Genomic DNA, 26,726 nt, shown 5'->3' on the forward strand with positions numbered 1-26,726 from the left:
CCCGGCCCCGCCGTCCCATGCACCTGCATGTGGCGACGGGGCCGCCGTCGTCCGACCGCGGGAGTGTCGGGAACCGGTGGAAGCGGGGGCCCCGGAAGGGGGGACGGCGGGTCAGGCCTGGCGGCGGAACCGGTCGAGGTGTTCCCGCGTCATGGCCTCGACCTCCTCGTCGGACAGCTCGTCGATGCTGCGGGCCTCGCGGCGGTCCGTCCGCTGCCACCGGATGAACAGCGCGATGAGGATCGGGATGTCCCCGACCTCGGCGATGAACCAGAGCAGGTCCGCCGCCAGGTGCTGGTCCTGCAGGGCGGACGGCGCCCACGACGGCCCGACGAGCCCGACGCCCGCGTGGTCCATGACGTGGTTCGTGATCCGCATGACGACCCCGGGCACGGCGTCGAGCAGCAGCTCCACGAACGCGAGCAGGAACTCCGCCGTGAGGAACGTCGTGGAGCGCAGCACGCCCGGCTCCGAGATCGGCGCGACGAGCGCGAACCCGAGCATCGGGACGAACACGGTGATGACGACCTCCCACACGCCCGACGTGCGGATCGTCGCCGCGAGCGGGGTGAGGAGCACCGCGAACACCGCGAGCGCGACGAGCGGCGACACGATCGCGTTGCCGAGCAGCCGGACCGCCCGCGAGTGCAGCAGACCGTCGACGACGCGGACGCTCCGCTCGGAGCCCGCCAGACGGACGAGCGTGAGCGGGCCGCCGAGCGCGGCGAAGGTCGGCACGGCGATGAGCAGCAGCGCGAGCCGGAGGACGAACGCCCAGCGGAGTTCCCGGTCGTACACGCCGGTGATCCCGAACTGCAGGACCGCGAACAGCACGAGGGCCGCGACGAAGCCGAGCACCCGCGCTGCCGACCACTGGTGTCCGCGGCGACGTGCGATGACGAGCCACCGCCCGTACGCCACCGCAGCGACGACGAGCATCACGGCCGCGAGCGGGTCGAGGTGCCAGGTGCTCCAGAAGACGGCGGGCGTGGGCGTGGGGTGCCTCCTGGCGTGCGGGGCCGCGGCTCGCGCGGGAGCCGCGGCGGTGGAGGTTCCATTGTCGGTCCACGGCGACCGTCCGGCACGCTCCGCCTCGGTGAGATTCGGCTCAGCCCCGCTGTGCTCCGCACCGGGTGCCGTCGCGGCAGACCGGCATCCGGCTCAGACCAGCTGCGCGTCCCAGTGCAGTTCGCCGCCCGGCCAGTCCTCGAGCGTCGCGCGGACGGGCAGCACGAGCCACCCCTCGTCGTCGACGACGGTGAGGCCCGCCCCGTCGGCGGTGAAGGCCGAGTACCAGCCCGCGGTGTCGGAGAGCAGTCGCCAGCCGGCCGAGCCGTAGAACGGCACGCGGTCCTCACCCGTCCCGAGCAGGCCGAAGGGGACCGCGAGCTCGTCGAGCACCGCCGCGGTCCGCGCCAGGAGCTCGCCACCGAGCCCCCGGCCCTGGAGGCGCGGGGTCACCCCGACGAGCCCGACCGCCCCGACGAGCTGGTCGCGTCCGCCGACGGTCACGAACATCCGCCGGATCCCGACGTGCGCGACGACGACGTCGTCCACGGCCGCGATCACCCGCCGTTCGGGCTGCATCCCGCTCCAGCTCCGCCCGCCGACGTACCAGTGGTCCCAGTCCGGGAACGCCTGCGCGAGCATCGCCGCGATGGCCTCGTGGTCGGTGAGGGTGAGGTCGCCCTCGCGGACGACGGTCCACTCGGGTGCGGGCTCGGTCATCGCTCCATCCTGCCCCGGCTCAGACCTCGAGCGAGAACCCGCCGTCGGACTTCAGCAGCTGCCCGTTCACCCAGCCGCCCTCGGGCGAGCAGAGGAACCCGACGAGCGCCGCCGTGTCCGCGGGGGTGCCGAGTCGACCGCCGGGGGTCCGCCCGAGCACCATCTCGACGACCTCGGGCGTCATCCACCCGGTGTCGTTCGGTCCGGGGTTCACGAGGTTCGCCGCGACACCGAGGTCGGCGAGCTCCTTGGCGGCGGCCAGGACGATCCGGTCGAGCGCGCCCTTGCTCATGCCGTACGCCAGGTTGAACGCGGTGTGGTCGCTCGTCAGCGCGACGATCCGGCGCCGCTCCCGCGGGACCTCGGCGGCCGGGCCCCGCAGTGCCTCGGCGTACGCCTGGATCATCAGGAACGTGGCCCGGGCGTTCACCGCGACGTGCCGGTCGAAGGCCTCGACCGTCGTGCTCGCGATCGACGAGTCGACCGACTCGGCGTGCGACAGCACGAGCGCCGCCACCGGTGCGTCGAGCGCCGCCGCCGCCGCGGGCACGAGTCCCGCCGCCTGGTCCGCCTCCGCCAGGTCGACCGGGAGGCGCGCCACTCGGGCACCGGCAGCGGCGCAGGCCTCGACCACCGCGTCGACCCCCTCGGGGTCCGGTGCGCCGTACACGCGCTCGTCGTACGGACCCCACCAGCTGAAGGCGAGGTCCCAGCCGTCCGCCGCCAGCCGTTCCGCGAGCGCCGCCGCGATGCCCGCGCGGCGCCCGACCCCCGTCACGAGCGCGACCGGTCGCGCTGATGTCCCTCGGTCGACCACGTCGTCGTCCTCCCCGTCGGCTGTCCCGTCCGCCTCGGACATCATGGCCTCGCTGATGACCGTCGACGGGCGGCACACGCCGGAGCGGAGATCAGCGGTGGCAGCCCCCGGTGCCGAGCCGGACGTGGACGACCTCGTCGACGTGCAGCGTCGTGCGCAGCGTGCAGAGCCCCGACGCGCGGACCGTGATGCGCCCGAGCGGCACCCCGGCGAAGTCGGACGACTGCCCGGGGAGCATCGACTGGTGCTCGACGAGCTGCCCGTCGGCGTCGAGCACCTGCACGTTGTAGCGGTGTCCCTGCGCGGCGTCGGTGCTCACGTCGACGCTCACCCGACCCGTGCTGTCGTGGACGGAGCAGCCGGCCAGGCCGGTGACGAGGCCTGCGGCCAGGGCGATGGAGCACAGGACGCGAGGCACGGATCCAGCGTACGTCGCGCCTCCCGGACCGGTGCTCGGAGCCTGACCGGTCGTGCTGCGCGGCGGGCTGCCGTGCTGCGCCGCGGGCTGACGTGCTGCGGGTCAGGCGCCGAGGCGTTCGATGAGCTCCCGGTACCGCGCTGCGGTCCGCTCGACGATCTCGTCGGGCAGCACGGGCGGGGTGCCCTGCCCGTCCCAGTGCTCGGTGAGCCAGTTCCGCACGATCTGCTTGTCGAACGACGCCGTGCGGTCGCCGCCCTCGTGGGCCTCGGCGTCCCAGTAGCGGCTCGAGTCGCTCGTCAGGACCTCGTCCGCGATCCGGATCTGCCCGGCGGCGTCGTGGCCGAACTCGAACTTCGTGTCCGCGATGACGACCCCGCGCTGCAGGGCGATCGCGGCCGCGGACTCGTACACGTGCAGGGACATGTCGCGGAGCGCGGCGGCGACGTCCGGCCCGACGAGCTCGACCGTCCGCTCGTAGGTGATGTTCTCGTCGTGGGCGCCCTGCGGGGCCTTGTACGCGGGGGTGTAGATCGGCTCGGGCAGGCGGTCGCCGTTCGACAGCCCCGCGGGCAGGGCGACGCCGCACACGCTCCCGGTCTCCTGGTACTCCGCCCAGCCGCTGCCGACGAGGTACCCACGCACGACGCACTCGATCGGGAACATCGTGAGCGGCCGGACGCGCATCGACCGTGCCGCCACGGCCGCCGGTACGGGCGTGCCCTGGTGGGTCTCGCCGAGCAGGTGGTTCGGGACGTCCCCGAGCTGCGCGAACCAGAACCGCGACAGCCGCGTGAGCAGCTCGCCCTTGCCGGGGATCGGCGGTTCGAGCGCGTGGTCGAACGCGCTGACGCGGTCGCTCGCGACGAGCAGGAGCTCGGTCGCGGTCGCCGGGGAGGCCGCGCTCGCCGGCACGTACAGGTCACGGACCTTGCCGGTCGCGACGTGCCGCCAGCCCTCGAGCTCCGCTGCGGTCGCGGGGCGCACGCCCCCCGTCTCCGCGGCGGTCACCGTGCCACCCGCGCCGCGATGTCGGTGCGGTACTGCGCGCCCTCGAGGTGGATCCGGGACAGGCCGGCGTAGGCCCGGGCCCGCGCCTGCTCGAACGAGTCACCGATCGCGACGACGTTGAGCACCCGGCCGCCCGTGGCGATGAGCTGTCCCTCGAGCATCCCCGTCGCGGCGTGCAGGACCGTCACGCCCTCGAGTGCCGCGGCGTCGTCGAGCCCGGTGATCGGCCGACCGGTGACCGGGTTGTCGGGGTAGCCCTCGCTCGCGAGCACGACGGTGACGGCGGCACCGGGCGCGAACTCCGGACGCGGGGTCTGGCCGAGCCGTCCGGTCGCGGCGGCGAGCATGAGCGCGCTGAGCGGCGTCACGAGGCGGGGGAGCACCACCTGGGTCTCCGGATCGCCGAACCGCGCGTTGAACTCGATGACGCGGACGCCCTGCTCGGTGACGATGAGGCCGCAGTAGAGGAGCCCGATGAACGGGGTGCCCTCGTGCTCGAGCCGGCGGACCGTCGGCAGCGCCACGAGTTCGGTGACCTCGTCGACGAAGGCCCGCTCGGAGCCCCAGCGTTCGTCGAGCCACGGCAGGCGCGAGTACGCCCCCATGCCGCCGGTGTTCGGCCCGACGTCGCCGTCCCCGAGCCGCTTGTAGTCCTGCGCGGGGGTCATCGGCAGCACGTCGTGGCCGTCGCTGAAGAAGAAGAGCGAGACCTCCTCGCCGTCGAGGAACTCCTCGATGACGACGTGGCCGTACTGGAGCCAGTAGGTCGCGTGCTCGACGGCGGCCTGGCGGTCCTCGGTCACGAGCACGCCCTTGCCGGCCGCCAGCCCGTCCGCCTTGACGACGTACGGCGCGCCGAGGCGGTCCAGGGCGGCCTCGACCTCGTCCGCCGTTCCCACGTGGGCGGCCTCGCCCGTCGGGACCCCGGCCTCGGCCATGATCCGCTTGGCGAACGCCTTGGAGCCCTCGATCCGCGCCGCGGCCTTGCCCGGCCCGAACACCGCGATGCCGCGCGTCCGGAGCGCGTCCGCGACGCCCTCGACGAGCGGGGCCTCCGGGCCGATCACGACGAGTTCGATGCCGTTCTCGATCGCGTACTCCGTCACGAGCCCGCGGTTCGTCGCGTCGAGCCCGACCGTCTCGACGTCGGCGGCGATACCGGTGTTGCCCGGGGCTGCGGTGATGACGTGGCCGGCGTCCTCCGCGAGGAGCGCGGCGATGATCGCGTGCTCACGGGCACCGGAACCGAGGACGAGGATGCGCACGGCCACAGCCTACCGAGCGCCGGTCGACCGCCGGCCCGGGCGGTACGCTGACGCCGTGCCCCGCAGGACCATCGACGCCGCCGAGGGCGCCGCCGCGCTCGCCGCCGTGCAGGGCGGAGCCACCGATCGCACGTCCACCGCGACCGCCGTGCGGTGGACGCTCCAGGAACTCGCCGACACCGTGCCGGGCAACAGCGTCGAGGTCCGTGTCCCCCCGTACGGAGCCGTCCAGGCCGTTCCGGGACCGCGCCACACGCGCGGCACGCCGCCGAACGTGGTCGAGACCGATGCCGCGACCTGGATCGCCCTCGCCACGGGGGCGATCTCCTGGGCCGAGGCGGTCGGAGCCGCGCGCGTGACGGCGTCGGGATCACGCGCCGACCTGGCCCCGTTCCTCCCGGTCCGCCTGCCGCGCGCCTGACCGCGCTCGATCGGTCCGGTTGTCCCCCGTGTCCCTCGGGCGGGTGACAGATTTAGGTACCTGCTTACCGATGCCGACCGGTGGGTCCCCTCGTTAGCGTTGGTGGAGCCACCGGGAGGCGGGCCCGACCCGAACGGGCCCGACCCCGACGACACCCACACGACGCTGCCCGAACAGCGTTCGTGTGGGTGCCATGGCCGTGATCACGGCGCACGTGGTGTGCGGCGGACTCGACGATCAGAGTCGATCGACGAGTTCCGACCGCGAGTGGATGTCCCACTTGGCGAAGATCCGCGCGATGTGCGCGTCGATCGTGCGAACGCTCCGACCGAGCTGCTCGGCGATCTGTCGGTTGCTCAGCCCCTGCCCGGCGAGCTCCGCGATCTCGTACTCGCGACGGGTCAACGGGGGGCCCTTCTGGCCGACGCGGATCATCACGCCCGCGGCCGCCAGGGTCGCACGTGCCTCGGCGATGACCCGCTCGTCCCCGCTCGCGAGCGCCGCTGCGTGGCCGACGATCGCCGGCGCGAGGGCACCCTCGACGTGCTCGGCGGCGGCGCGGAGCCGGGCCAGGGCGCCCCGGGTGTCGGCCCCCTGCGCGAACAGCAGCACGAACTGGACGTTGCGCGCGAGCATCGCCGGCATCCACGCGCCCGAGCGCTCCGACCGCTGCGCGATCGTCATGGCGTCCGCCATCGCGGCAGGTCGCCCGAGCACCGAGTCCGTGAACGTCAGGCTCAGCGGGATCTCCTCGCCCGTGATGCGCATCCCACGGAGCGGCGTCGCACGGGCGCGTTCCGCCGACACCACGGCCTCGCGCGTCCGCCCCGCGACGGCCTGCGCGAACGCGAGCTTCGCCCAGGCGTATCCGGCGAACCCGCCGTGGTCGAGCACCGCGAACCGCTCGCACGCGCCGGAGAACGCGGTGATCGCGTCGTCCCAGCGGCGCTCCGCGAGCGCCTGGTTCCCGGCGCCGAGGAGCTCGAGCGTGAAGTCGTACTTGAAGAACGGGCTCCACCGACGGTCGACCTGCACCGTCAGGCCGCTGACGTCGCCCGCCCAGAGCTGGACCTGGTGCAGCACCGAGTACAGCTCGCCGAGGCTCCACGGCGCGACCTCGATGTTCGCGGCGGCGACCTCGAGTGACGTCCGGCACAGCCGCAGGGCCTCGCCGATCCGGCCGGTCGTGGCGAGTGCCACCACGGCGCACGGTGCGATCGCCAGGAACCCGAACGGGATCACGGGCGCGTGCAGCACGCCGCTGCGCTCGACCTCGGCGAGCACCTCGGCGAACCGGCCGCCCCAGCCGAGATGCGTCAGCCGGAGGACCCGGAGACGCTCCCGGGACGCGTCGTCCACGAGCGTCGCGGCCTCCTCGACCAGGGCGACCGCGGCGTCGACGTCGTCGTCGTGGAACTGCCGGAGGTTCGCCAGGACCTCCACGGCCTCGACGAGCAGGTCCCCGGGCAGGGCGGTCGGGTCGGAGCGGGCGAGCAGCCAGGCACGTTCGGCGTCGTGGCGCGCGGCCTCACGCCCGACCCCGTAGGTCCGGGCCGTCGCTCGGAGGCACAGCGCGGCCACCGACACCGCCAACGTCGTGTCGTCGGCCGACAACGCTGAGGAGGCGAGCGCCGTCGCGCTCTCGTACTCCTGCAGCCGTACCGCCACCCCGGCGGCGTCGAGCAGCTGGTCGGCCGACGGCACGACGCCGCACTCGAGCGCCCACAACGCGGCACGGAGGCGCGCGGCCGGTGGGGCGTCCCCGCCGACCGGGTCAGCGCGGAACGCGTTCGCCCGCGCGAACAACCGGGCCCGACGTGCCACCGGGACGAGGGACCGGACGACCTCGCCGACGAGCGGGTGGGCGGGCCGGACCACCGGGGTGCCATCCGCCGTCATGTCGGAGTCGACGGACACGAGACCGAGCGACGCGACGCGGTCGACATCGGCGTCGTCCACCAGAGCCAGCAGCCGCGACAACGGGATCGGGTCCGCCAACGCCACGATGTCCACGACGTCCCGGAGGGCCGGTTCGAGGCCCGCGAGTTCCGATCGGTACATGTCCGCCAGGCTGTTCGACGCGGTGATCCGCCCGGGCCAGTACCACCCCGACGCGGTCCGCTCGAGGGCGCCGGACGCGACCGCCGCGCGGACGACCTCGCGCAGGTGCAGGGGGTTGCCGCGGGTCGCGCGGTGCACCCGTTCCACGCTGGCGTGCTCGAGCGGGCCGGAGAGCGCCCGCTCGAGCAGCCGCTCGGTCTCGCGGAGGTCGAGCGGCGTCAGGTCGATGCGTTCGAGCAGGTCGTCCTGCCACAGGCGGCGCAGGGGCTCCTCGAGCCCGGTGAAGTCGCGGCACGTCAGCACGAGCCGTGCGTGCGCGTGCCGGACGAGCCAGGCGACGTACCGCGCGGTGATCGGGTCGAGGTGGTCGGCGTCGTCGATGCGCAGGACGACGTCGCGGTCGACGAGGTCCGCCGCGACGCGGAGGGTGTGCTCGGCCTCGAGCTCGTCGGTGAGCGCCGCGGCCGGCAGGTCCCCGAACCGGGCGATGGCGGCCGCGAACGGCTTGGCCGTCTCGTGCGGTGAGGCCGTGATCGGGATGACCCGGACGTCCCCGGTGCTGCGCTGCGCCACGCGGTCCGTGACGCGCGCGGCCACGACGCTCTTGCCGAGTCCCGCCGCGCCGACGATGGCGACGCTCCAGCCGTCGTCGGCGAGCACGGTGACGGCGCGGTCCTCCTCGCGCCGGGGGACGAGTGGCCACGGCAGACGGGCACCGGGACGGGAAACCCGTCGGCGCGTGTCGTCCTCCGGCTCCACCACGGCCGTCGCTCCTCGCATGTCGGGACTTCGTCGTCCCCCATTGTCCTCGGTCCGGGGGACCCATGGCCAGGCCGCGGATGTCCCACAGTGGGGGACAATGGTCCGGTGAGCACCACCGAGCCGTCCCCAGACCGCGGGACCCCCGACGAACCGCGGACCGTCGACGCGTCCGTCCCCGCCCCGTCCGAAGTGGCGTCGCGTCGTGAGGTCTCGATCCGGCGTGCTCCGAAGTTCGGCGTGTTCATCGTCGGTGGCGGCCTGCTCGGATTCGTCGTGACCTTCTTCGTCGTGCTCGCCACGCAGCACCTCGCCGACGGCGCTTCCGTCGCCACGACCGGCACGAGCCGCGGATCCGACGTCGGGTTCTGGGGTCTCGTCGGGTACTTCTCGTTCTACGGTGTGACGGCGGGCGGCGTCATCGGCGCGATCGTCGCGATCGTGCTCGACCACCGGTTCTCGAAGCAGGCCCGACGGCTGACCGCCGAGCACCTCGGCATCACATCGCCGACCGAGACGGTCGACGGCGTCGTCGAGGACGACCGCGGGCGCTGAACCCGACCGCGGGCGCTGAGTGCGACCGCGGGCGCCGCGGGCGCCCTCCCTCCGGTCCGAGCACCACGCCTGGTCCGACGGGCCGGACACGCGTGACGGCCGGGAGGCGGGCCTCCCGGCCGTCACGCACGCGTGCGTCGGGCGTCAGCTGAGCTGGTTCGCCTCGACCCAGGCGAGGTACTCCGGCGTGACGGTGCCCGTCACGTACTCGCCCGTGAAACAGCTCATCTCGAGTTCGGTGACGTCCGAGCCCTCGATGATCGCCTGCTCCATGTCCGCGACCTCCTGGTAGATGAGGTGGTCGCTCCCGAGCACGGCGTTGATCTCCGGGATCCGGCGGCCGTGCGCGATGAGCTCCGCGCGGGTCGGCATGTTGATCCCGTAGACGTGCGGGTAGCGGACCGGCGGCGCGGCTGACGTGAACGTCACGTTGTTCGCCCCCGCCGCGCGGGCCATCTCGACGATCTCGCGACTCGTGGTGCCCCGGACGATCGAGTCGTCGACGATGAGGATGTTCTTGCCCTTGAACTCGCTCGACATCGCGTTGAGCTTCTGGCGCACCGATCGCTTGCGCTCCGCCTGCCCCGGCATGATGAACGTGCGGCCGACGTACCGGTTCTTGTAAAAGCCCTCGCGGTACTCGATGCCGAGCTTCCGCGCGACCTGCATCGCCGCGGGCCGTGACGAGTCCGGGATCGGCATGACGACGTCGATGTCGCCCGCCGGCGCGTACTTGGCGACGGTGTCCGCCAGGCGCTCGCCGAGGCGGAGCCGGGCCTCGTACACCGAGATGCCGTTCATGATCGAGTCCGGACGAGCCAGGTAGACGTACTCGAACGAGCAGGGGACCAGACGCGGCTCGACGGCGCACTGGCGCGAGACCATCTGCCCGTCGACCGAGATGAACACGGCCTCGCCCGGGGCGACGTCGCGCACGATGTCGTACCCGCCGGACTCGAGCACGAGCGACTCGCTCGCCACGATCCACTCGCTCGACCCCGCGTCGTCGAACCGGTGCCCGAGGATGAGCGGCCGGATGCCGTAGGGGTCGCGGAAGGCCAGGACGCCCTGCCCGGCGATGAGCGCGATCGCGGCGTAGGAGCCCTCGACCCGCTCGTGCACGCGTGCGACGGCGTCGAACACCTGGTCGGGGTCGAGGTCGGTGCCGCGGACCTGGGCCTGCAGTTCGTGCGCCAGGACGTTGACGAGCAGCTCCGTGTCCGACGACGTGTTGAGGTGCCGGCGGTCGATGTCGAACAGCTCGCGCGTGAGCTCACGCGTGTTCGTCAGGTTCCCGTTGTGGACGAGCACGATGCCGTAGGGGGCGTTCACGTAGAAGGGCTGGGCCTCTTCCTCGTTGCTCGCGGCACCCTTCGTGGCGTACCGGACGTGGCCGAGGCCCATCGTGCCGAGGAGTGCGCGCATGTCGCGCGTGCGGAAGGCCTCGCGCACGTGTCCGCGGGTCTTGTGGGAGTGGAAGACGTGCCCCTCGGCGGTGGCGATGCCGGTCGAGTCCTGCCCGCGGTGCTGCAGGAGGAGGAGTGCGTCGTAGATGGATTGGTTGGCTGGTCCCTGGGAGACGAGACCGACGATGCCGCACATGCGCAGCGGACTCCAGACCGTAGAGTGGGGGGTACCGAACAAGTCTGCCACGCCCTCGGAGGATGAACGAATGGCGAATCCCTACGCCGAGGCCGGTGTGGACACGGCGGCGGGCGACCTCGCCGTCGAGCTCATGAAGACCGCGGTGGCGGCGACGCACTCCGCATCCGTGCTCGGGGGCGTCGGTGGGTTCGCCGGGCTCTTCGACGTCTCGTTCCTGCGGGATTTCAGCCGTCCGCTGCTCGCGACCTCGACCGACGGCGTGGGCACCAAGGTGGCCATCGCGCAGGCGATCGACAAGCACGACACGATCGGCCAGGACCTCGTCGGCATGGTCGTCGACGACATCGTCGTGGTCGGCGCGCGGCCGCTGTTCATGACGGACTACATCGCCTGCGGCCGGGTCGTGCCCGGTCGCATCGCGGACATCGTCGCCGGGATCGCCCGCGGCTGCTCGGCCACGGGCACGTCGCTCGTCGGCGGCGAGACCGCGGAGCACCCCGGGCTGCTCGGTCCGGACGACTACGACGTCGCCGGTGCCGCCGTCGGCGTCGTCGAGGCCGACCTGGCCCTCGGCCCGCAGCTCGTGCAGGACGGGGACGCGGTCATCGCGATCGCGTCGTCCGGCCTGCACTCGAACGGCTACTCCCTCGTCCGGCACGTCCTGGCCGCGCGGGGCGTCGGATACACCGACCACTCGGACGACCTCGGCGGCACCGTGGGCGAGGTCCTGCTCGAGCCGACCCGGCTCTACACCGCGCCGCTGCTCGACCTGCTCGGCGACCCCGTGTTCGCCGGCACCGTGCACGCGCTGAGCCACGTCACGGGCGGGGGCATCGCGGCGAACCTCGCCCGGGTCCTGCCGCGCGGTGCCTGGGCCGAGGTCGACCGCACGACGTGGGCGCCCCTCCCGGTCTTCCGCGTGCTCGCCGACATGGGCGACATGAGCGTCGAGTCGACCGAGGGCACCTGGAACCTCGGCGTCGGGATGATCGCCGTCGTCGCGCGTTCCGCCGCCCCGCAGATCGTCGCCGCGCTCGGGGCCTCGGGGCTCGCCGCCTGGCAGGTCGGTGAGGTCTCGACCGCCGAGCACGACCTCGCCGGGTTCGAGCAGGGCGCCAAGGGCGTCGACGGGGGCGGCGTCCGGCTGGTCGGACGCTACGCGGACTGACGCGATCGGGCCTGCACGCCGCTGCGCGATCGGGCCTCCACGCCACTGCGCGATCGGGCCTGCACGCTGCTGCGCGCCCGGACGACACCTGCGCGCCCGGGCGACGGCGCCCGTGTGTCCTCGGCGCGCGCCCGTTGCGGCCGCGCGCCGACTGCGCGTGCGGGCGACAACGGCGCGATCAGGCGACGGCGCACTCGTCGTCGGGGCGCGCGGTCGCTGACCGGCGCGCACGAAGCCTGCGGACACAGCGAAGCGCCGCGCGGTCCTCCGCGCGGCGCTGCTCCCGACGATGCCGATCCCCATCCGGGACGACGCCCGGGCCGGACGACGAGGTCAGGCGGACCGGTCGTGCTGGTCCTGCTCCTGCTCGACCTCGTCGTCATCGTCGGCGTACTGATCTGCCCACTTGTCGACGTAGTCGTCCGAGGACTCATGCCCTGCGGACAGCTCGCGTTCGAGCGCACCGTAATTCGTCTCGGGGCTGAAGTACTTCAGCTCCCGAGCGACCTTGGTGTGCTTCGCCTTCTGACGGCCGCGCCCCATGCGTGACCCCCTCGTGTGATCGGCCCGGCATCCGGCTCGGGCCCGTCTCTTCGGGTCGAACCCGGGCAGCCGAACGGTGCGTGGTTTCGAAATCTAGCGGTCACTTTACCATGTACCCCGATCCGCTCATGGTCGTCGGGGGGCGTCCACAGGAGAATCGAGGGGATGCACGCCACCCTGCCGACCGGACGCACGCGCGTGCTCGTCGTCGGTGCGGGTCAGGCCGGGCTCGCGGTCGCCTACCATCTCGCCCGGCTCGGGCTCCGGACCGCCGATCCGGCGTCCTCCGCGGGCACCGTCGGCCTGCACGAGGTGGTCGTCGTCGACCGGGCACCCGGGCCGGGAGGCGCGTGGCAGTTCCGGTGGGAAGCCCTGCGGCTCGGCGCGGCGCACCGGGTGCACGACCTGCCGGGCATGGGGGCCATGGGCCTGCACTTCGCCGACGCCGACCCGGAGCGTCCTGCCCGGGACGTCGTCGCGGAGTACTACGGCCGCTACGAAGCGCACCACGGGATCCACGTGAACCGCCCGGTGGAGGTGGTCCGTGTTGCCGACGGCGGCCGGGACGGCGGCGGGGACGGCGGCGGCGGGGACGGCGGCGGCGCGGACGGCGGCGGGGACCGCGGCGGCGGGGACCAGGTCGGCGGGGACCACGGCGGCGGGGACCGCGGGTGGGCGGGTGACCTCGTGGCGACCCTCCGAGCAGCTGACGGCACCTCGGGCGAACTCAGGACCGCCGTGCTCGTGAACGCCAGCGGCACGTGGGGCACGCCCTTCGTGCCGTGGTACCCGGGCCGCGACCGGTTCGCCGGTCGGCAGCTCGACACCACGGGCTACCGCAGCGCCGAGGAGTTCCGGGGCCAGGACGTGGTCGTGGTCGGCGGCGGCACGAGTGCGATCGGCTTCGTGCTCGAGCTCGACGGCGTGGCGGCCTCGGTCACGTGGTGCACCCGCCGTCCGGTCGACTGGCGGGACGAGTCGACGCTCGGCGTGGAGTCCGCCGTGGCCGCCGTGGCCGAGCAGGACGCAGCTGCCCGAGCGGGTTCGGTCCTGCCGAGCATCGTCCACGGGACGGCCGTGCCGGTGTCACCGCGGATCCGGAGTGGCCTGGATCGTGGCGTGCTCGTCCCGCGCCCGGTCCCCGAGCGCATCGAGCCCGACGGCGTGCGGCTCGCCGATGGGTCGTTCCACCACGCCGACGCGATCATCTGGGCCACGGGGTTCCGGCCGGACGTCCGGCACCTCGGTCCGCTCGGGCTGCGGACCCCGGCGGGCGGGATCGAGGTGGCCGAGGGCCAGGCGATCCGCGACCCGAGGGTGTTCCTGGCGGGGTACGGGCCGCAGGCGTCGACGCTCGGGGCCGATCGTGCGGGGCGGTCCATCGCGCGGCGCGTGCTCGCCCGGCTCGAGCGCGGGGCGTCCTGAGCCGGAGACACGGCACCAGCACCGGCACCGTCAGCGGCGTCAGTCCTGCCCGCGCCCGGTCTCCTGCTGCAGCCGGTCGATGTTCTCGGACGCCTCGGCCTTGGTCAGGTCGGCGGGGAGTTCCTCACCGGCCTCACGCGCGAGCGTGTCCAGGTAGCTGCGCTGTGGGCCGGTCATCGGCTCGTCACCGGTGACCCAGTCCGACGGGTCCTTGCTCGCGGTGGTCGAGGGGTCGGGGCGGGGGCCGCCGAGGGTCTCGCCGGCGTGGTCGTCTGCGTTGCTCATGCCCGGGAGGCTACGCCGCACCCCCGACACGCACCTCGACGGCCGGGACCGAGCGGGGTACGCCTACGCGGCGACGGCCTCGGTGACGTACCGGACCAGGTCGGGCCCGACGCCGGAGACCGCCACGGGCACCGGACCCCGGTGGCCGCGGTCGACCCACATGGTGTTCGCGGGGGCGTCGAGGCGGACGATCTCGGCCCGCTCGCCCTGCTCGACCCAGAAGGCACGGACACGGACCGACCCGGGTGCGGGCGCGGGCGGCAGACCCGCGCGGTCGCCAGCGTGGTCGGGGTAGACCCCGGGCGCGAGCACGGGCAACACGGGCGTGGTGAGCACCGCGACGGCCGATGTACCGTCCTCGGTCCGGGCGTCGTCGCGCACCTCGACGACGCGGACGACCTCGTCCCGCGGCAGGGGAGCGTCGAGCCGGAGGTCCCCGGGCGACCCGGCCAACGCGCGGAACGCGGGCCGACCGTCGGGGCCGACGTGACCCTCCCGGTCGTCGATGCGGACGCGACCGCGCGTGCGGGTGTCCGCGAAGAGCCCGGGGCGCAGTCCGGCACCGTGCGCTTCGGAGAGGGGCACGATCACCAGGTCCGGCCGGTACCAGTCGCGGAGCGTCGCGGGGTCGACCCAGCCGACGGTCGGTGTGCCGCGGACGAGTTCGGCGCCGTCCTCGGCGTGTTCGTCGAGCGCGCCCGTGGGCCAGGGGCCGCGGACGGCGACCATGCCGTCGTGGCGCCCGTCAGCGGCCGAGGACGGCACGTCCGTCAGCACCTCGACCCGCTTGGAGACCTTGCCGCCGTGGCTGTCGAGCGTCGCGTAGGTCCGGAGCGCCTCCGGCGCGCTCGTGGTCCAGTCGGTCATGGTCGGCCATCCTACGTCCGGGTCCGGGTCCGGGTCCGGGTCCGGGTCCGGGTCCGGCCCGGTCAGTCGTGCGAAGCGGGGGTGCGGCCGTGCGCGGCGGGGACGAGCGCGGGCAGCTCGCCGCAGTCGCCCGCCGGGTCCACGCCCTCGGCGGGGCCCGCCGGTCGCGTCGCGCGGCGGACGTGCACGCTGTTCCGCTGGTCCGAGCGGAGCAGCCGGTCGGTCCGGAGGAGGTCCTCCGTGCCGCGGTTCGTCTGCTCGGCGCCGCGGTGCACCTGCGGCCGGATCGGCTCGCCGCGTCGTTCCTGGCCGGGCAGCGGCCGCGAGCGGCGGCCGTACAGCAGCTCCGAGGAGTCGAGCAGCCACGGGACGAGGGCGACCGTGACGCCGTGCACGAGGAGCAACTTCTTGCGGATCCGGCGCCCGCGGTGGTTGTGGAGCAGGGCCTCCCACCAGTGTCCGACGACGAAGACGGGGGTGTAGACGGTCACGACCTCGGCGCCGTGCTCCTGCCGGTGCGCCTTGATGTGCTTGATGAGCGGCATCGAGATGTCGCGGTACGGGCTCGGCACGATGGTGAGCGGGCACGTGATGCCGTAGTCGCGCCACTGCTGCTGCAGGGTCGCGGCGTCGGCCTCGTCGATGGCGACGTGCACGGCCTCGAACGACGCGTGCTTGGCCGCGATCGCGTAGTCGAGGGCCTTGATCACCGGCTTCTGCAGCTTGTTGACGAGGACGATCGCGTGGTCGCCCGTGGCGCCGAACCGGGTCTCGTCGTCGGCGGCGATCTCGTGCGAGACGTCGCGGTAGTACCGGTTCACTCCGAGCATGAGCAGGAACAGCACCGGCATGATGACGAACACGAGCCAGGCGCCGTGCGTGAACTTCGTGATGGTGACGACGACGAGCACCACGAAGGTGAACGACGCACCCGTGGCGTTGATCGACAGGCTGCGCCAGATCTGCCCGCGGTTCGGCGGGTCCGTCGCGAGCAGCCGGAGCCAGTGCCGGACCATGCCCGTCTGCCCGCACGTGAACGACACGAACACGCCGATGATGTACAGCTGGATGAGCGCCGTGACGTTCGCCCGGTAGACGATGAGGAGTGCCGCGGCGACGAGCGCCAGGACGATCACGCCGTTCGAGTAGATGAGCCGGTCGCCCCGGGTCGACAGGGCCTTCGGGGCGTACGAGTCGCGGGCGAGGATCGACCCGAGCAGCGGGAACCCGTTGAACGCGGTGTTCGCCGCCAGGAGCAGCACGGCCGCGGTGGTCGCCTGGATCACGAAGAACAGGACACTGCCCCCACCGAACGTCGCCGCGGCGATCTGCGCGATGAGGGACCGCTGGGGCGTCGTCGTGCAGTGCGCGAAGCCCCGGAGGTCGCACGCGCTCTCGGCGTAGTGCACGTGCGCGATGAGCGAGAGCGCGACGAGGCCGACGAACAGGACGATCGCGATGCCGCCCATGAACACGAGCGTCGTCTGGGCGTTGCGGATCTTCGGGCGGCGGAACGCCTGCACCCCGTTGGCGATGGCCTCGACGCCGGTGAGGGCGGAGCACCCCGACGCGAACGAGCGGAGGAGCAGCAGCACGAACGCGGCGCGCGTGACGTTCTCGGTGTTCGCGATCGTGTACCCGGCGCTCTCGGCGACCGGGGCGTGCCCCAGGGCCGTGCGGACCAGGCCCGTGACGACCATGACGAACACACTCGCCACGAACAGGTAGGTCGGGATCGCGAACGCCTTGCTCGACTCGCGCACCCCGCGCAGGTTCACGGCGGCGAGCAGGACGACGAACACGAGCGCGAGCTCGACGCGGAACTCGTCGAGCATCGGCAGCGCCGAGATGATGTTGTCCACGCCCGAGGCGACCGACACGGCGACGGTCATCACGTAGTCGACGAGCAGGGCGGAGGCCACGACGAGCCCGGCCTTCTCGCCGAGGTTCCGGTGCGCGACCTCGTAGTCCCCGCCGCCCGACGGGTACGCCTTGATGAGCTGTCGGTAGGACGCCACGACGACGACGAGCAGGAGCACGACCAGGGCCGCGACCCACGGCGCGAAGGTCAGGAACGACATCCCGCCGAGCAGCAGGATCATCAGGAGCTCCTGCGGCGCGTACGCAACGCTCGACAGCGGGTCACTCGCGAAGATCGGGAGCGCGAGGTGCTTCGGGAGGAGCTGACCCTCGAGCTGCTGCGAGGGCAGTGGATCCCCGATCAACCGGGCCTTGAGCGACCGGATCTCGTTCGTCACGAGGGGACAACCTACTCAGGATGGAGGGGCTGTCAACACGGCACCCGTCCCCGTTGTTCCCGATCAGTCCCGGAGCGTCGACCGGATCCCGTCGAGTCCTCGCCGGAGGGCGGCGACGACCTCGGGCGTGAGCGTGCCCCGGGTCGCGCGTCGGCGTGCCTCGGCCCGGACCTCCTGCCGGAACGTCGCGAGGAGCAGTTCGACCTCGCGGAGGGACCGGGCGCCCTCGTTCGGCGTCGAGGTCGGCGCCCCCGCCGGGTGGGGACCCGATCGGTGCGGGGCGGCCGGTCGAGCGGACGCGGCGAGGTCGGCGCGGAGCGACCGCATCGCCTCGCCGACCGAGGCGCGCACGCCGTCCGCGAGGGAGCGCACCGAGTCGGTGACGCCGGACTCGAGGTCGGCGACCTCGTCCTGGCGCGCGGCCAACTCGTCGCGGCCGGCCTCGGTGATCGCGTAGACGGTCTTGCGGCCGTCGGCCTCGCTGGTCACGAGGCCGTCCTCCTGCAGCTTGCCGAGACGGGGGTACACGGTGCCGGCGCTCGGGACGTACACGCCGCCGAACCGGGTGCCGAGCGCCTGGATGAGTTCGTAGCCGTGCATCGGGCGCTCCGCGAGCAGCACGAGCAGGTACAGGCGGAGCTGTCCGTGGGCGAACACCGGGCTCATGCGCCGAGCCCCTCGGTGCCGTCCGTCGTCCACGTGCCGTCGGTGTCGTCCGTGGCCGTCGCGCCCGCCGTCGCGCCCGCCGTCGGGCTCGCGGCGCTCGGCTCCGGGTCCGCGTGGAACAGCGCGAACCGGCCGGACACCGTGGCCACGCGCACGTCGGCCCAGCGCCCCTCGAGCGTGCCGGACCGGCGGGTGTACGGGCCGTGCACACCCCGCACCTCGTCGTCGTCGAACTGGAGGCGTCCGGTCGCCGTGGTCACGGAGCACGCGTACCCCACGCCGTCCGCGAGCCGGAGGCTCACCGCGCCCGAGACCGTGCTGACCCGGACGCCGTCCGGGACCCCCTGCAGGTCGAGCAGGACGTCGGCCGAGATGCCGTCCGCCGTGAGCCGGGTGACCGCGCCGGTGGCGGCGACGTCGCCGGAGACCGTCCGCACGGCGAGGGCGCCCGCGTGCTCGCGGACGGTCACGGTGCCCGAGACGCTGTTGACCTGGAGGTCGCCGCTCACCCGGTCGACGACGAGGTCGCCGGACACCGCGTGGAGCGCCGCGTCGTGCGTCAGCCCCGAGACGAGTGCGCCGGCCGAGACGACCCCGAGCGTCAGTGCCACCTGCCGCGGGACGAGGATGCTGACGTCCGCGGACTCCTGACCGCGGAAGGCCCGGAGGAAGCCGAGCGGGTCGTCCCAGCGGACCTGGGCGTGGTCCACGGTGAGCACGCCCGCGTCCATCTCGACCCGCAGCGGCCGCCCCGAGACGGCGTGGACCTCGACCCGCGCCGTGGGTTCGTCGTGCGCGACGACGTCGACCTGACCCCCGACGAGGCCGACCTTGAGCTGCCGGACCACCCCGGTGTCGATGACCTTCGGCTCGTCGACGAGCCACTTCTCCTGCGCCATGGTGCACTCCGATCTCGCGATGTATCGCGTTGTCGTGCCGGCAACCGTACGCCCGTGGGACGGGGCGATCAAGGGTCATCCGTCCGGCGGATGCCGAGCGAACCGCCCTCGCCGATCCTGGAGGCATGGAAGCACCGGTCCTGCCCCGTCGCGTCGTCGTCCCCCCGCGATCCGGCGCGCTCCCGCGTCCCGCCGGGGTCGTCGTCGCGCTCGCCGGAGCCCTGCTCGTCGGGATGCTCACGAGCATCGGCCAGAGCGGGTCGGCGTTCGTCGCCACGTTGTCGAACGCAGCCGGCCCCTGGTTCGTCGCCGCGGTCCTCCTGGTGCTCGTGGTCCGACCCGGCGCGCGTTGGGCGGCGGCGCTCGGGGTCGTGTGTCTCGAACTCATGCACGTCGGCTACTGGGCCGCGACCGTGCTCGCCGGTCGACCCGACGCGCTGTCCCCGTTCGGGACATGGGAACTCCTCGGGGTCCCCGCGGGCGTCCTCGCCGCACTCGTCGCCGTCGGCGTCGTGTCCCGTGACGGCCGGGTCCGCGGTGCGGCGGCCGGCGTGGTCGGCGCCGTCCTCGTGGGTGAGGGGATCCGGGGACTCCTGGTCGTCGCGGCGACGACGAGCAGCACGGCCTGGACCTCCGAGGTCGTCGGCGGCGTCCTCTGCGTCGTCGCCGCGGTCGTCGCCGGTCGCAGCCCGATCGGCCGCGTCGTCGCGCTCGGGACGGGCGTGGTCGGGGCCGCCGGCGTGCTCGGCGCGCTCCTCGTGGTCTGACCGGCGGTCGACCCGCGGGGCACGTCCGGCCGGGCGCGGTGTCAGGCCCCGCTGGGAGGATCGACCGGTGCACCTCCTCTCGGTCCTCAGCCTGCGCAACCGCGCCCTCATCGCGCTGGTCACCATCGTCGTCGCGATCTTCGGTGGGGTCGCCCTCACGAGCCTCAAGCAGGAGCTGATCCCGAGCGTCGAGTTCCCCCAGGTCGCGATCGTCAGCACTTACCCCGGCGCGACGCCCGAGGTCGTGTCGAACGACGTGTCGACCAAGATCGAGCAGGGGATCCAGGCCGTCCCCGACCTCAAGGACACCACCGCGACGTCGTCGACGAGCCAGAGCGTCGTGTCGGCCGAGTTCCAGTACGGGTCGAACCTCGCCAGCGCCGAGGACAAGATCCAGACGGTCGTCAACGCCCTCGACCTGCCCGACAGCGTCCAGACCCAGATCGTCACGGGGTCGTTCGACGACATCCCGGTCCTCCAGCTCGCGGTCTCCGAACCCGGCACGAGCGAGGAGACCCTGGTCGGGCGGTTGAACAAGACCGCGGTGCCGGACCTCGAGAAGCTCGACGGGGTGCGTGAGGCCGACGTCTACGGCGACCCCGGACGCCGCATCGTCATCACGCCGAACCAGACGGAACTCGCCGAGCGCGGCGTCGCCCAGACCGCGATCAGCGACGCCCTCGACGACAACGGCACGCTCGTCCCGGGCGGCACGATCACCGAGCACGGCCGGACCCTGTCGGTGCAGACCGGGTCGAGCCTCGGGTCGGTCGGTGACATCCGCGACCTCCCGTTGGCCGGCGCCCGTGTCGCGACCACGATCGGCGACGTCGCCGAGGTGAGGCTCGTCGAGTCCCCGCGCACGTCGATCAGCCGGGTGAACGGCAAGCCCGCGCTCACCATCGCCATCACGAAGACGCAAGAGGCCAACACCGTGGACGTCTCCCGCACCGTGCAGGACGCGCTCCCCGGCATCGAGGCGAAGGTCGACGGCTCGCCGCGGTTCACCGTCGTGTTCGACCAGGCGCCCTACATCGAGCAGTCCATCGACTCCCTGGCGGAGGAGGGCCTGCTCGGACTCGGGTTCGCGGTCGTCGTGATCCTCGTGTTCCTGCTGTCGTGGCGCTCGACCCTGGTCACCGCGATCTCGATCCCGACGAGCGTGCTGCTCACCGCGATCGGCATGGAGGCCGCCGGGTACACGCTCAACATCATCACCCTCGCCGGCCTGACGATCGCGATCGGCCGCGTGGTCGACGACTCGATCGTCGTCATCGAGAACATCAAGCGGCACATGCAACCGGGCGTCGACCGGCTGCGCGCGGTGCTCGACGGCGTCCGCGAGGTCGCCGGTGCCGTGACCGCGTCGACACTGACCACGGTCGTGGTGTTCCTGCCGGTCGCGTTCGTGCAGGAGCTCGTCGGCGAGCTGTTCCGGCCGTTCGCGCTCACCGTGTCGATCGCGCTCGCCGCGTCGCTGCTCGTCGCGCTGACGATCGTGCCGGTGCTCGCGTACTGGTGGCTCCGGCCCGGACGGGGATCCGGGCAGTACCAGTCCGCGACCGCCGACACGGCCCCGGTCGACCCCGTCGGAGCACATCGCGCGGCGCCCGCCGAACTGGTGGCGGCCGAGTCCCGGTTCGCCGCGGGGGCCTCGTCCGTCGACACGACGCTCGGCAGCGCCGCGGACCTGCACGACGCCGGGCACCGCGACCGCCTGCGCCGGGGCTACCTGCCCGTGCTCGACTGGGTGCTGCGGTTCCCGGCGCTCGTCCTCGTCCTCGCCGTGCTCGTCCTCGGTGGCACCGCGGCTGCGCTCCCGTTCGTCAAGACGAACTACCTCGGCGACTCCGGGCAGAACACCTTCACGGTGAGCCAGTCGCTCGCACCGGCCACGAGCCTCGCGGAGCAGTCCCGCTCGGCGCGCCGGGTGGAGCGCGCGCTGCGTGACGTGGACGGCGTCGACACCGTCCAGGTGACGATCGGCTCGAGCGGCAACTCGATCCAGGCCGCCTTCGGCGGTGGGGGGAGCGCGTCGATCACGTACTCCGTCACCACGGACGACAGCGCGGACCAGACGGCCCTGCAGTCCCGGGCGCGTGCCCGGCTCCGGGCGCTCTCCGGCGTCGGGACGGTCTCGCTCGCCTCGACCTCGGGCTTCGGGTCGACGTCGGACATCGACGTCGACGTGACCGCCCCGACGCAGGCGCGGCTCCGGTCGGCGGCCGAGCAGGTGCTCCACGCCATGCAGGACGTGCCGAACACGACGGGTGCGTCGAGCAACCTGTCCGCCGCGCAGCCCTACCTGGCCGTCCGTGTCGACCGCGCGAAGGCGGCCGCGGCGGGCCTCACCGAGACCCAGGTCGGCGGGATCGTCGCGGCATCGGTGTCGCCGCAGGACAAGGGGACGGTCGAGTTCGGCGACCAGACGCTCGACGTGTACATCGAGAACCCGCACCCGCCGACCAGCGCGCAGGCCCTGCGCGACCTGTCGATCCCGACCGCCGCAGGTGCCGTGCGGCTGTCGTCCGTCGCCACGGTCGACCAGTCGAACGGGCCGACCACGGTCACGACCTCGAACGCGGTGCGCACGGCGACGATCACGGTCACGCCGTCGGCGACGAACCTCGGCGCCGCGACGCAGTCCGTGACCGACGCCGTGGACGGCCTCCACCTGTCGAAGGGCGCTGAGGCCTCGATCGGCGGTGTCGCCTCGAGCCAGTCGTCGGCGTTCCGACAGCTCCTCCTCGCCGCGCTCATCGCGATCCTCATCGTCTACGTCGTGATGGTGGCGACCTTCCGCAGCCTGCTCCAGCCGCTCCTCCTGCTCGTGTCGATCCCGTTCGCGGCGACCGGCGCGATCCTGCTGCAGGTGGCGTCGGGGATCCCGATCGGCGTCGCGTCGCTCATCGGCGTGCTCATGCTCGTCGGCATCGTCGTGACGAACGCGATCGTGCTCATCGACCTCGTCAACCAGTACCGGCGACGGGGGTTGCGCGTCCGCGAGGCGCTCGTGGAGGGCGCGGCCCGACGTCTCCGACCGATCCTGATGACGGCACTCGCCACGATCTTCGCGCTCGTGCCGATGGCGGTGGGCATCACCGGACACAACGGGTTCATCTCGCAGCCGCTCGCGCTCGTCGTGATCGGAGGCCTCGTGTCGTCGACGCTCCTGACCCTCGTGGTCCTCCCGGCGCTCTACTACGTGGTCGAGCGTCGGCGGGAACGGTTCACGGACGTGCGGACGAGCGTGCCCGTGTCGGTCCCCGGTGCGCGGGAGGCCCACCACCCGCGGCACTGACCCCCGACCGAGCGGCACCCGCTCTCGGGACTGTCACAGGGTGCTCCCACGGCCGACACTGGTGGTCGTGACCATCCGCGACGTCCCGAGAGCCCAGCGCGCGACCACCGAGTGGTCCGGGATGACGTACATCCACACCGGTGCGGAGCTGCTGCTCGGCATCTCGTTCATCGTCACCGTGGTGTTCGCCGCGCTCGGTGTGGTCGAGCACCACCGCTCGATCGTCGCGGAGGTCGCGGCGATCGCGTTCATCTGCTCCCTCGCCGCCGTGCTCCTCGACTGGGTCACCGCGACCGACGAGGACCCGCGCGGCTGGGACTGACACCTTCCCACGGAAGCGGCCCCGTTCCTCCCCGGAGGAGCGGGGCCGTCGTCATGTCCCTGTCGGGCGTCAGCCGAGTCGGCGACGGAAGTACGCGACGACCCGTTCGCTCATCGCGCGGTCGAGCTGCGCGATCGAGTGCGCGGTGCCGCGGACCTCGACGAGGGTCACGGGGACGCCGTGCCGTCGCAGGGCGCGCGCCAGGTGCTGCGACTCCCACAGCGGGATGAACTCGTGGGTGCTGTGCCCGATGAAGAAGGGCGGGGTCTGCGCGGTGACGTCGTCGACGGGGGAGGCCCGCCGCGCCGCCGGACAGTCGGCGTAGCGGGTGCATCCCAGGTAGAGCAGCTGTTTCCGAGCGAACGACGGCGTCACGCCGCCGGCGCCCGTGGAGGCCGCCGTCAGGTCCGAGGGCCCGCTCAGCTCCGCGACGGCCCGGATCCGGTCCCCGTTCGCGTACGCGGTCGACGCGTGGTCCTGCACCGCGAGCATCGCGGCGAGGTTCCCGCCGGCGCTCCCGCCGAACACCCCCACGCGTTCCCGGTCCACGCGGAACCGGGTGAGCGTCGCCGTGCGGAACACCCAGTCGAGGGCGCGCCGGACGTCGTCGAGTCCGGCGGGGAACGGGTCCGTCGGCGCCAGGCGGTAGTCGACGTCGAACACCACGAAGCCCTGGGACGCGAAGTACTCGCACACCGCGTGGTAGGCCGCGGTCGCCTTGTCACCGTGTGACCAGCTGCCGCCGTGGATCATCATGACGGCAGGGCGGTCGGTGGTGCCCTGTCCCGCCTGCGCGCCGACCCCGCCACCCGGCAGGGGAGCAGCGGTCGCGGTCGCGGTCGCCGCGGCGGCCTCGTGCCCGGCGGGCAGGCAGACGTCGAGGCGCTGCAGCCGGTCCTCGCCGTACGCGACGTCGGACACGGTCCGGACGTCCGGGTACCGCAGCGACAGCGGGTAGATCACCGGTCCCGCGTCGACCGTGGCGTTCGTGTCGCCGGTGGGGCCCTGGACGCATCCGGTGAGCACGAGCACGAGCGCGAGCACGACCGTGGTGAGGGCAGGGAGCCGTCGGTGGTCCCCGACGCGTGCGACACCGCGGGCGTGACGGCGCTGACGGACGGGAGACGGCATCGCGCCCAACCTATCGGGAGCATCCGTACGGGGCTGGCGTCCCTCCGGGTTCGCGACTAATGTAGGTAGGTCAGCTCTCGACAGCGCGGCATGTGGCCGCGACGGGTGTGTGTGTCTCGAGGGCTGGAGTCACGTCGATCACGACGGGACGGACCCCCTCCCCGCACTTCGATCCGGCCGACGGCGCCTCGGGTCCTGCGGCATGTCTGCACGCCGGAAAGAACTCGCATGTCCCCCTTCAAGAAGGGCGCGCCCTCGCGCGCCGACAACACCGCCCGCCACGCGAACGGCACCCCTGCCTCGCGGAGCCCGAAGCACCGCGGCTACCGTGCCGAGGAGCCGTCCGCTGGTCGCCAGAAGGCGCGGTGGGACGCGGCGGAGCGCCGCGACCGCGCCGCGTCCGGAGAGCGCTCCGGCCGCCCGAACTGGGAGCCGCGCAGCAACGACGACGACCGCAGCCGCGGGCGGTTCCCGCGCGACGACCGGCGCGGTGCGCGGTCGTCCGACCGGGACGACCGCGGCGGCCGTTCGTCCGGTCGGGACGACCGGGGCGGCCGGTCGTACGACCGGAGCGACCGGCCGCAGCGTCCCAACGACCGAGATGACCGTGGCGGCCGCTCGTACGGCCGGAGCGACCGGCCGCAGCGTTCGTTCGACCGAGATGACCGTGGTGGGCGTTCGTTCGATCGCAGCGACCGGCCGCAGCGTTCAGACGACCGTGGCGGCCGCTCGTACGACCGGAGCGACCGGCCGCAGCGTTCGTATGACCGTGATGACCGTGGTGGGCGTTCGTTCGACCGGAGCGACCGGCCGCAGCGTTCGTTCGACCGGAGCGACCGGAGCGATCGGCCGCAGCGCTCGTTCGACCGGAACGACCGGAGCGACCGGAGCGACCGGCCGCAGCGTTCGTTCGACCGGGACGACCGGCCGCAGCGTTCGTTCGACCGGAACGACCGGAACGACCGGCCGCAGCGTTCGTTCGACCGGAACGACCGGCCGCAGCGCTCGTACGACCGGAACGACCGGCCGCAGCGCTCGTACGACCGGAACGACCGGAACGACCGGCCGCAGCGTTCGTTCGACCGCGATGACCGGACCGGTCGCACCCCGCGCGCCGCAGAGCGCTCGGGCCGCCACTTCGGCGACGCCCGTGAGGACCGTCCCGCTTACGTGCCCGCGGACGACGTCAAGCTCGAGAAGCTCCAGGCCGAGGCCACCGTCGCCGCGGACGTCGAGGGCGTGACCTTCGGCGACCTCGGCATCGGCTCCAACATCGTGCGGGTGCTCGCCGAGCTCGGCGCGGATCGTCCGTTCCCGATCCAGGCCGCGACGATCCCGGACGTCCTCGCCGGCAAGGACGTGCTCGGTCGAGGCCGCACGGGCTCCGGCAAGACGATCGCGTTCGGCGCGCCCCTCGTCGAGAAGCTCATGGAGAACGGTGGGGGCAAGAACCGCCGGATGGGCCGCAACCCCCGTGCGCTCATCCTGGCGCCGACGCGCGAGCTGGCGCTGCAGATCGACCGCACCGTCCAGCCGATCGCCCGTGCGGTGGGCCTGTTCACGACCCAGATCTACGGCGGGGTGCCGCAGGGCCGTCAGGTGGGCGCGCTGCAGCGCGGTGTCGACATCATCGTGGGCACGCCGGGTCGCATCGAGGACCTCATGGAGCAGGGGCGCCTCGACCTCAGCGAGGTCGTCGTCACCGTGCTCGACGAAGCCGACCACATGTGCGACCTCGGGTTCCTCGAGCCCGTCCGGCGCATCCTCCAGGCGACCGCCGACGTCACGCCGACCGGTGCGCGCGCGCAGAAGCTGCTGTTCAGCGCGACGCTCGACACCCAGGTCGCCGCGCTCGTCGACGAGTTCCTCGTCGAGCCGTCCGTGCACGAGGTCCTCGGCGAGGACCAGGCGTCCTCGACGATCGACCACCAGGTCCTCGTCGTCGAGCAGCGCGAGAAGGACCGCGTCATCGAGGAACTCGCGAGCGGCGACGGCAAGACCGTGGTGTTCGCGCGGACCCGTGCCTACGCCGAGCGTCTGGCCGACCAGCTCGAGGACGCCGGCATCCGGGCGACGAGCCTGCACGGCGACCTCAACCAGTCCCGACGCACCCGGAACCTGTCGCTCCTGACGAGCGGCCGGGTGAACGTCCTGGTCGCCACGGACGTCGCGGCGCGCGGCATCCACGTCGACGACGTCTCGCTCGTCATCCAGGCGGACCTGCCGGACGAGTACAAGACGTACACACACCGCGCGGGGCGCACCGGCCGTGCCGGCAAGGAGGGCACCGTCGTGACCCTCGTCACGCGGAACCGCGTCCGGAAGATGGAGGGCATGCTCGAGCGCGCCGAGATCGACGCCCCGATGACGCCCGTCGCTCCCGGCGACGCGCTCGTCACGGAGCTCGCGAAGCGCTGACGCCGGGCGCGATCACGGACGGGAGGGACGGTGCGG

General features: G+C 73.0%; 23 protein-coding genes. 8 read left to right on the forward strand and 15 right to left on the reverse strand.

Features of this window, described 5'->3' with window-relative positions; all coding sequences use genetic code 11:
• Positions 1-111: 111 nt before the first annotated feature.
• From DEI82_RS00910 to purD, 6 genes are all read right to left on the reverse strand, one after another.
• Entirely contained in the window at positions 112-939 is an 828-nt protein-coding gene (locus DEI82_RS00910; RefSeq protein WP_111012428.1) for a cytochrome c oxidase assembly protein, read from the reverse strand.
• 222 nt (positions 940-1,161) lie between these two features.
• Complete coding sequence (locus DEI82_RS00915) at positions 1,162-1,728, reverse strand: GNAT family N-acetyltransferase (protein WP_111035496.1); 567 nt, start codon at positions 1,726-1,728, stop codon at positions 1,162-1,164.
• Between the two features lie 19 nt (positions 1,729-1,747).
• Positions 1,748-2,545: an SDR family oxidoreductase gene (locus DEI82_RS00920; protein ID WP_258371895.1), complete on the reverse strand. Its 798-nt coding sequence runs from the start codon at positions 2,543-2,545 to the stop codon at positions 1,748-1,750.
• A gap of 91 nt (positions 2,546-2,636) precedes the next feature.
• Entirely contained in the window at positions 2,637-2,963 is a 327-nt protein-coding gene (locus DEI82_RS00925) for a hypothetical protein (protein WP_111027219.1), read from the reverse strand.
• 102 nt (positions 2,964-3,065) lie between these two features.
• The gene (locus DEI82_RS00930) at positions 3,066-3,950 is read right to left on the reverse strand and encodes a phosphoribosylaminoimidazolesuccinocarboxamide synthase (protein WP_111035609.1); all 885 of its coding nucleotides are present in this window, start codon (positions 3,948-3,950) and stop codon (positions 3,066-3,068) included.
• Between the two features lie 20 nt (positions 3,951-3,970).
• Complete coding sequence (purD, locus tag DEI82_RS00935) at positions 3,971-5,239, reverse strand: phosphoribosylamine--glycine ligase (protein WP_111012430.1); 1,269 nt, start codon at positions 5,237-5,239, stop codon at positions 3,971-3,973.
• A 55-nt stretch (positions 5,240-5,294) separates the two neighbouring features.
• Here purD and DEI82_RS00940 point away from each other — a divergent pair, with 55 nt between their 5' ends.
• The gene (locus DEI82_RS00940) at positions 5,295-5,660 is read left to right on the forward strand and encodes a sterol carrier family protein (protein WP_111011548.1); all 366 of its coding nucleotides are present in this window, start codon (positions 5,295-5,297) and stop codon (positions 5,658-5,660) included.
• Positions 5,661-5,897: 237 nt separating this feature from the next.
• Here the strand turns inward: DEI82_RS00940 and DEI82_RS00945 are convergent, their stop codons facing one another.
• Positions 5,898-8,501, reverse strand: coding sequence for a LuxR C-terminal-related transcriptional regulator (locus tag DEI82_RS00945; protein WP_111035497.1), 2,604 nt, complete (start codon positions 8,499-8,501; stop codon positions 5,898-5,900).
• Between the two features lie 87 nt (positions 8,502-8,588).
• On the opposite strand from DEI82_RS00945, the gene DEI82_RS00950 reads away from it, so the two are divergent.
• Complete coding sequence (locus DEI82_RS00950; protein WP_111027221.1) at positions 8,589-9,035, forward strand: hypothetical protein; 447 nt, start codon at positions 8,589-8,591, stop codon at positions 9,033-9,035.
• A 144-nt stretch (positions 9,036-9,179) separates the two neighbouring features.
• Here DEI82_RS00950 and purF read toward each other — a convergent pair whose 3' ends face one another.
• Positions 9,180-10,637 (reverse strand): amidophosphoribosyltransferase, encoded by a 1,458-nt coding sequence (purF, locus tag DEI82_RS00955; RefSeq protein ID WP_111011545.1) that lies wholly within the window; start codon positions 10,635-10,637, stop codon positions 9,180-9,182.
• A 70-nt stretch (positions 10,638-10,707) separates the two neighbouring features.
• On the opposite strand from purF, the gene purM reads away from it, so the two are divergent.
• A complete protein-coding gene (gene purM, locus DEI82_RS00960; RefSeq protein WP_111035498.1) occupies positions 10,708-11,808 on the forward strand; it encodes a phosphoribosylformylglycinamidine cyclo-ligase in 1,101 nt (366 codons plus the stop codon).
• A gap of 333 nt (positions 11,809-12,141) precedes the next feature.
• Here purM and DEI82_RS00965 read toward each other — a convergent pair whose 3' ends face one another.
• Positions 12,142-12,351, reverse strand: a complete 210-nt coding sequence (locus tag DEI82_RS00965; RefSeq protein WP_111011543.1) for a DUF3073 domain-containing protein — start codon at positions 12,349-12,351, stop codon at positions 12,142-12,144.
• A gap of 165 nt (positions 12,352-12,516) precedes the next feature.
• On the opposite strand from DEI82_RS00965, the gene DEI82_RS00970 reads away from it, so the two are divergent.
• Positions 12,517-13,776, forward strand: coding sequence for an NAD(P)/FAD-dependent oxidoreductase (locus DEI82_RS00970; RefSeq protein WP_111035499.1), 1,260 nt, complete (start codon positions 12,517-12,519; stop codon positions 13,774-13,776).
• A gap of 39 nt (positions 13,777-13,815) precedes the next feature.
• On the opposite strand, the gene DEI82_RS00975 is transcribed toward DEI82_RS00970, so the two are convergent.
• From DEI82_RS00975 to DEI82_RS00995, 5 genes are all read right to left on the reverse strand, one after another.
• Entirely contained in the window at positions 13,816-14,061 is a 246-nt protein-coding gene (locus DEI82_RS00975; RefSeq protein WP_111010194.1) for a DUF3072 domain-containing protein, read from the reverse strand.
• A 63-nt stretch (positions 14,062-14,124) separates the two neighbouring features.
• Positions 14,125-14,928 (reverse strand): hypothetical protein, encoded by an 804-nt coding sequence (locus DEI82_RS00980; RefSeq protein ID WP_111035500.1) that lies wholly within the window; start codon positions 14,926-14,928, stop codon positions 14,125-14,127.
• A 62-nt stretch (positions 14,929-14,990) separates the two neighbouring features.
• Positions 14,991-17,186 carry an APC family permease gene (locus tag DEI82_RS00985; RefSeq protein WP_258371897.1) on the reverse strand — a complete coding sequence of 732 codons (2,196 nt, stop codon included), beginning with the start codon at positions 17,184-17,186 and terminating at the stop codon, positions 14,991-14,993.
• 63 nt (positions 17,187-17,249) lie between these two features.
• Positions 17,250-17,852 carry a PadR family transcriptional regulator gene (locus DEI82_RS00990; protein WP_111026518.1) on the reverse strand — a complete coding sequence of 201 codons (603 nt, stop codon included), beginning with the start codon at positions 17,850-17,852 and terminating at the stop codon, positions 17,250-17,252.
• Positions 17,849-18,751, reverse strand: coding sequence for a DUF4097 family beta strand repeat-containing protein (locus DEI82_RS00995; RefSeq protein ID WP_111010189.1), 903 nt, complete (start codon positions 18,749-18,751; stop codon positions 17,849-17,851). Before DEI82_RS00995 ends, DEI82_RS00990 begins: the two co-directional genes overlap by 4 nt.
• A gap of 125 nt (positions 18,752-18,876) precedes the next feature.
• Between DEI82_RS00995 and DEI82_RS01000 the strand changes: the two genes are divergently transcribed.
• From DEI82_RS01000 to DEI82_RS01010, 3 genes are all read left to right on the forward strand, one after another.
• The gene (locus tag DEI82_RS01000) at positions 18,877-19,518 is read left to right on the forward strand and encodes a DUF6518 family protein (RefSeq protein WP_111035501.1); all 642 of its coding nucleotides are present in this window, start codon (positions 18,877-18,879) and stop codon (positions 19,516-19,518) included.
• Between the two features lie 67 nt (positions 19,519-19,585).
• Positions 19,586-22,819 (forward strand): efflux RND transporter permease subunit, encoded by a 3,234-nt coding sequence (locus tag DEI82_RS01005; protein ID WP_111035502.1) that lies wholly within the window; start codon positions 19,586-19,588, stop codon positions 22,817-22,819.
• Positions 22,820-22,886: 67 nt separating this feature from the next.
• Positions 22,887-23,141, forward strand: a complete 255-nt coding sequence (locus tag DEI82_RS01010) for a hypothetical protein (protein ID WP_146242790.1) — start codon at positions 22,887-22,889, stop codon at positions 23,139-23,141.
• A 69-nt stretch (positions 23,142-23,210) separates the two neighbouring features.
• Here the strand turns inward: DEI82_RS01010 and DEI82_RS01015 are convergent, their stop codons facing one another.
• Positions 23,211-24,272: an alpha/beta hydrolase gene (locus DEI82_RS01015; protein ID WP_111035503.1), complete on the reverse strand. Its 1,062-nt coding sequence runs from the start codon at positions 24,270-24,272 to the stop codon at positions 23,211-23,213.
• A 228-nt stretch (positions 24,273-24,500) separates the two neighbouring features.
• Between DEI82_RS01015 and DEI82_RS01020 the strand changes: the two genes are divergently transcribed.
• On the forward strand, positions 24,501-26,690 hold the full coding sequence (locus DEI82_RS01020; protein WP_111035504.1) for a DEAD/DEAH box helicase: 2,190 nt from the start codon (positions 24,501-24,503) through the stop codon (positions 26,688-26,690).
• Positions 26,691-26,726: the final 36 nt, after the last annotated feature.

Origin of the sequence: Curtobacterium sp. MCBD17_019 (assembly GCF_003234555.1) — a bacterium.
Lineage (GTDB): Bacteria > Actinomycetota > Actinomycetes > Actinomycetales > Microbacteriaceae > Curtobacterium.

What these genes read in the sequence shown, in the direction of transcription:
- DEI82_RS00910 (WP_111012428.1), bottom strand. Translation starts at nt 939, where the DNA reads ATGCTCGTCGTCGCTGCGGTGGCGTACGGGCGGTGGCTCGTCATCGCA.
- DEI82_RS00915 (WP_111035496.1), bottom strand. Translation starts at nt 1,728, where the DNA reads ATGACCGAGCCCGCACCCGAGTGGACCGTCGTCCGCGAGGGCGACCTC.
- DEI82_RS00945 (WP_111035497.1), bottom strand. Translation starts at nt 8,501, where the DNA reads ATGCGAGGAGCGACGGCCGTGGTGGAGCCGGAGGACGACACGCGCCGA.
- purF (WP_111011545.1), bottom strand. Translation starts at nt 10,637, where the DNA reads ATGTGCGGCATCGTCGGTCTCGTCTCCCAGGGACCAGCCAACCAATCC.
- purM (WP_111035498.1), top strand. Translation starts at nt 10,708, where the DNA reads ATGGCGAATCCCTACGCCGAGGCCGGTGTGGACACGGCGGCGGGCGAC.
- DEI82_RS00965 (WP_111011543.1), bottom strand. Translation starts at nt 12,351, where the DNA reads ATGGGGCGCGGCCGTCAGAAGGCGAAGCACACCAAGGTCGCTCGGGAG.
- DEI82_RS00970 (WP_111035499.1), top strand. Translation starts at nt 12,517, where the DNA reads ATGCACGCCACCCTGCCGACCGGACGCACGCGCGTGCTCGTCGTCGGT.
- DEI82_RS00975 (WP_111010194.1), bottom strand. Translation starts at nt 14,061, where the DNA reads ATGAGCAACGCAGACGACCACGCCGGCGAGACCCTCGGCGGCCCCCGC.
- DEI82_RS00980 (WP_111035500.1), bottom strand. Translation starts at nt 14,928, where the DNA reads ATGACCGACTGGACCACGAGCGCGCCGGAGGCGCTCCGGACCTACGCG.
- DEI82_RS00990 (WP_111026518.1), bottom strand. Translation starts at nt 17,852, where the DNA reads ATGAGCCCGGTGTTCGCCCACGGACAGCTCCGCCTGTACCTGCTCGTG.
- DEI82_RS00995 (WP_111010189.1), bottom strand. Translation starts at nt 18,751, where the DNA reads ATGGCGCAGGAGAAGTGGCTCGTCGACGAGCCGAAGGTCATCGACACC.
- DEI82_RS01000 (WP_111035501.1), top strand. Translation starts at nt 18,877, where the DNA reads ATGGAAGCACCGGTCCTGCCCCGTCGCGTCGTCGTCCCCCCGCGATCC.
- DEI82_RS01015 (WP_111035503.1), bottom strand. Translation starts at nt 24,272, where the DNA reads ATGCCGTCTCCCGTCCGTCAGCGCCGTCACGCCCGCGGTGTCGCACGC.
- DEI82_RS01020 (WP_111035504.1), top strand. Translation starts at nt 24,501, where the DNA reads ATGTCCCCCTTCAAGAAGGGCGCGCCCTCGCGCGCCGACAACACCGCC.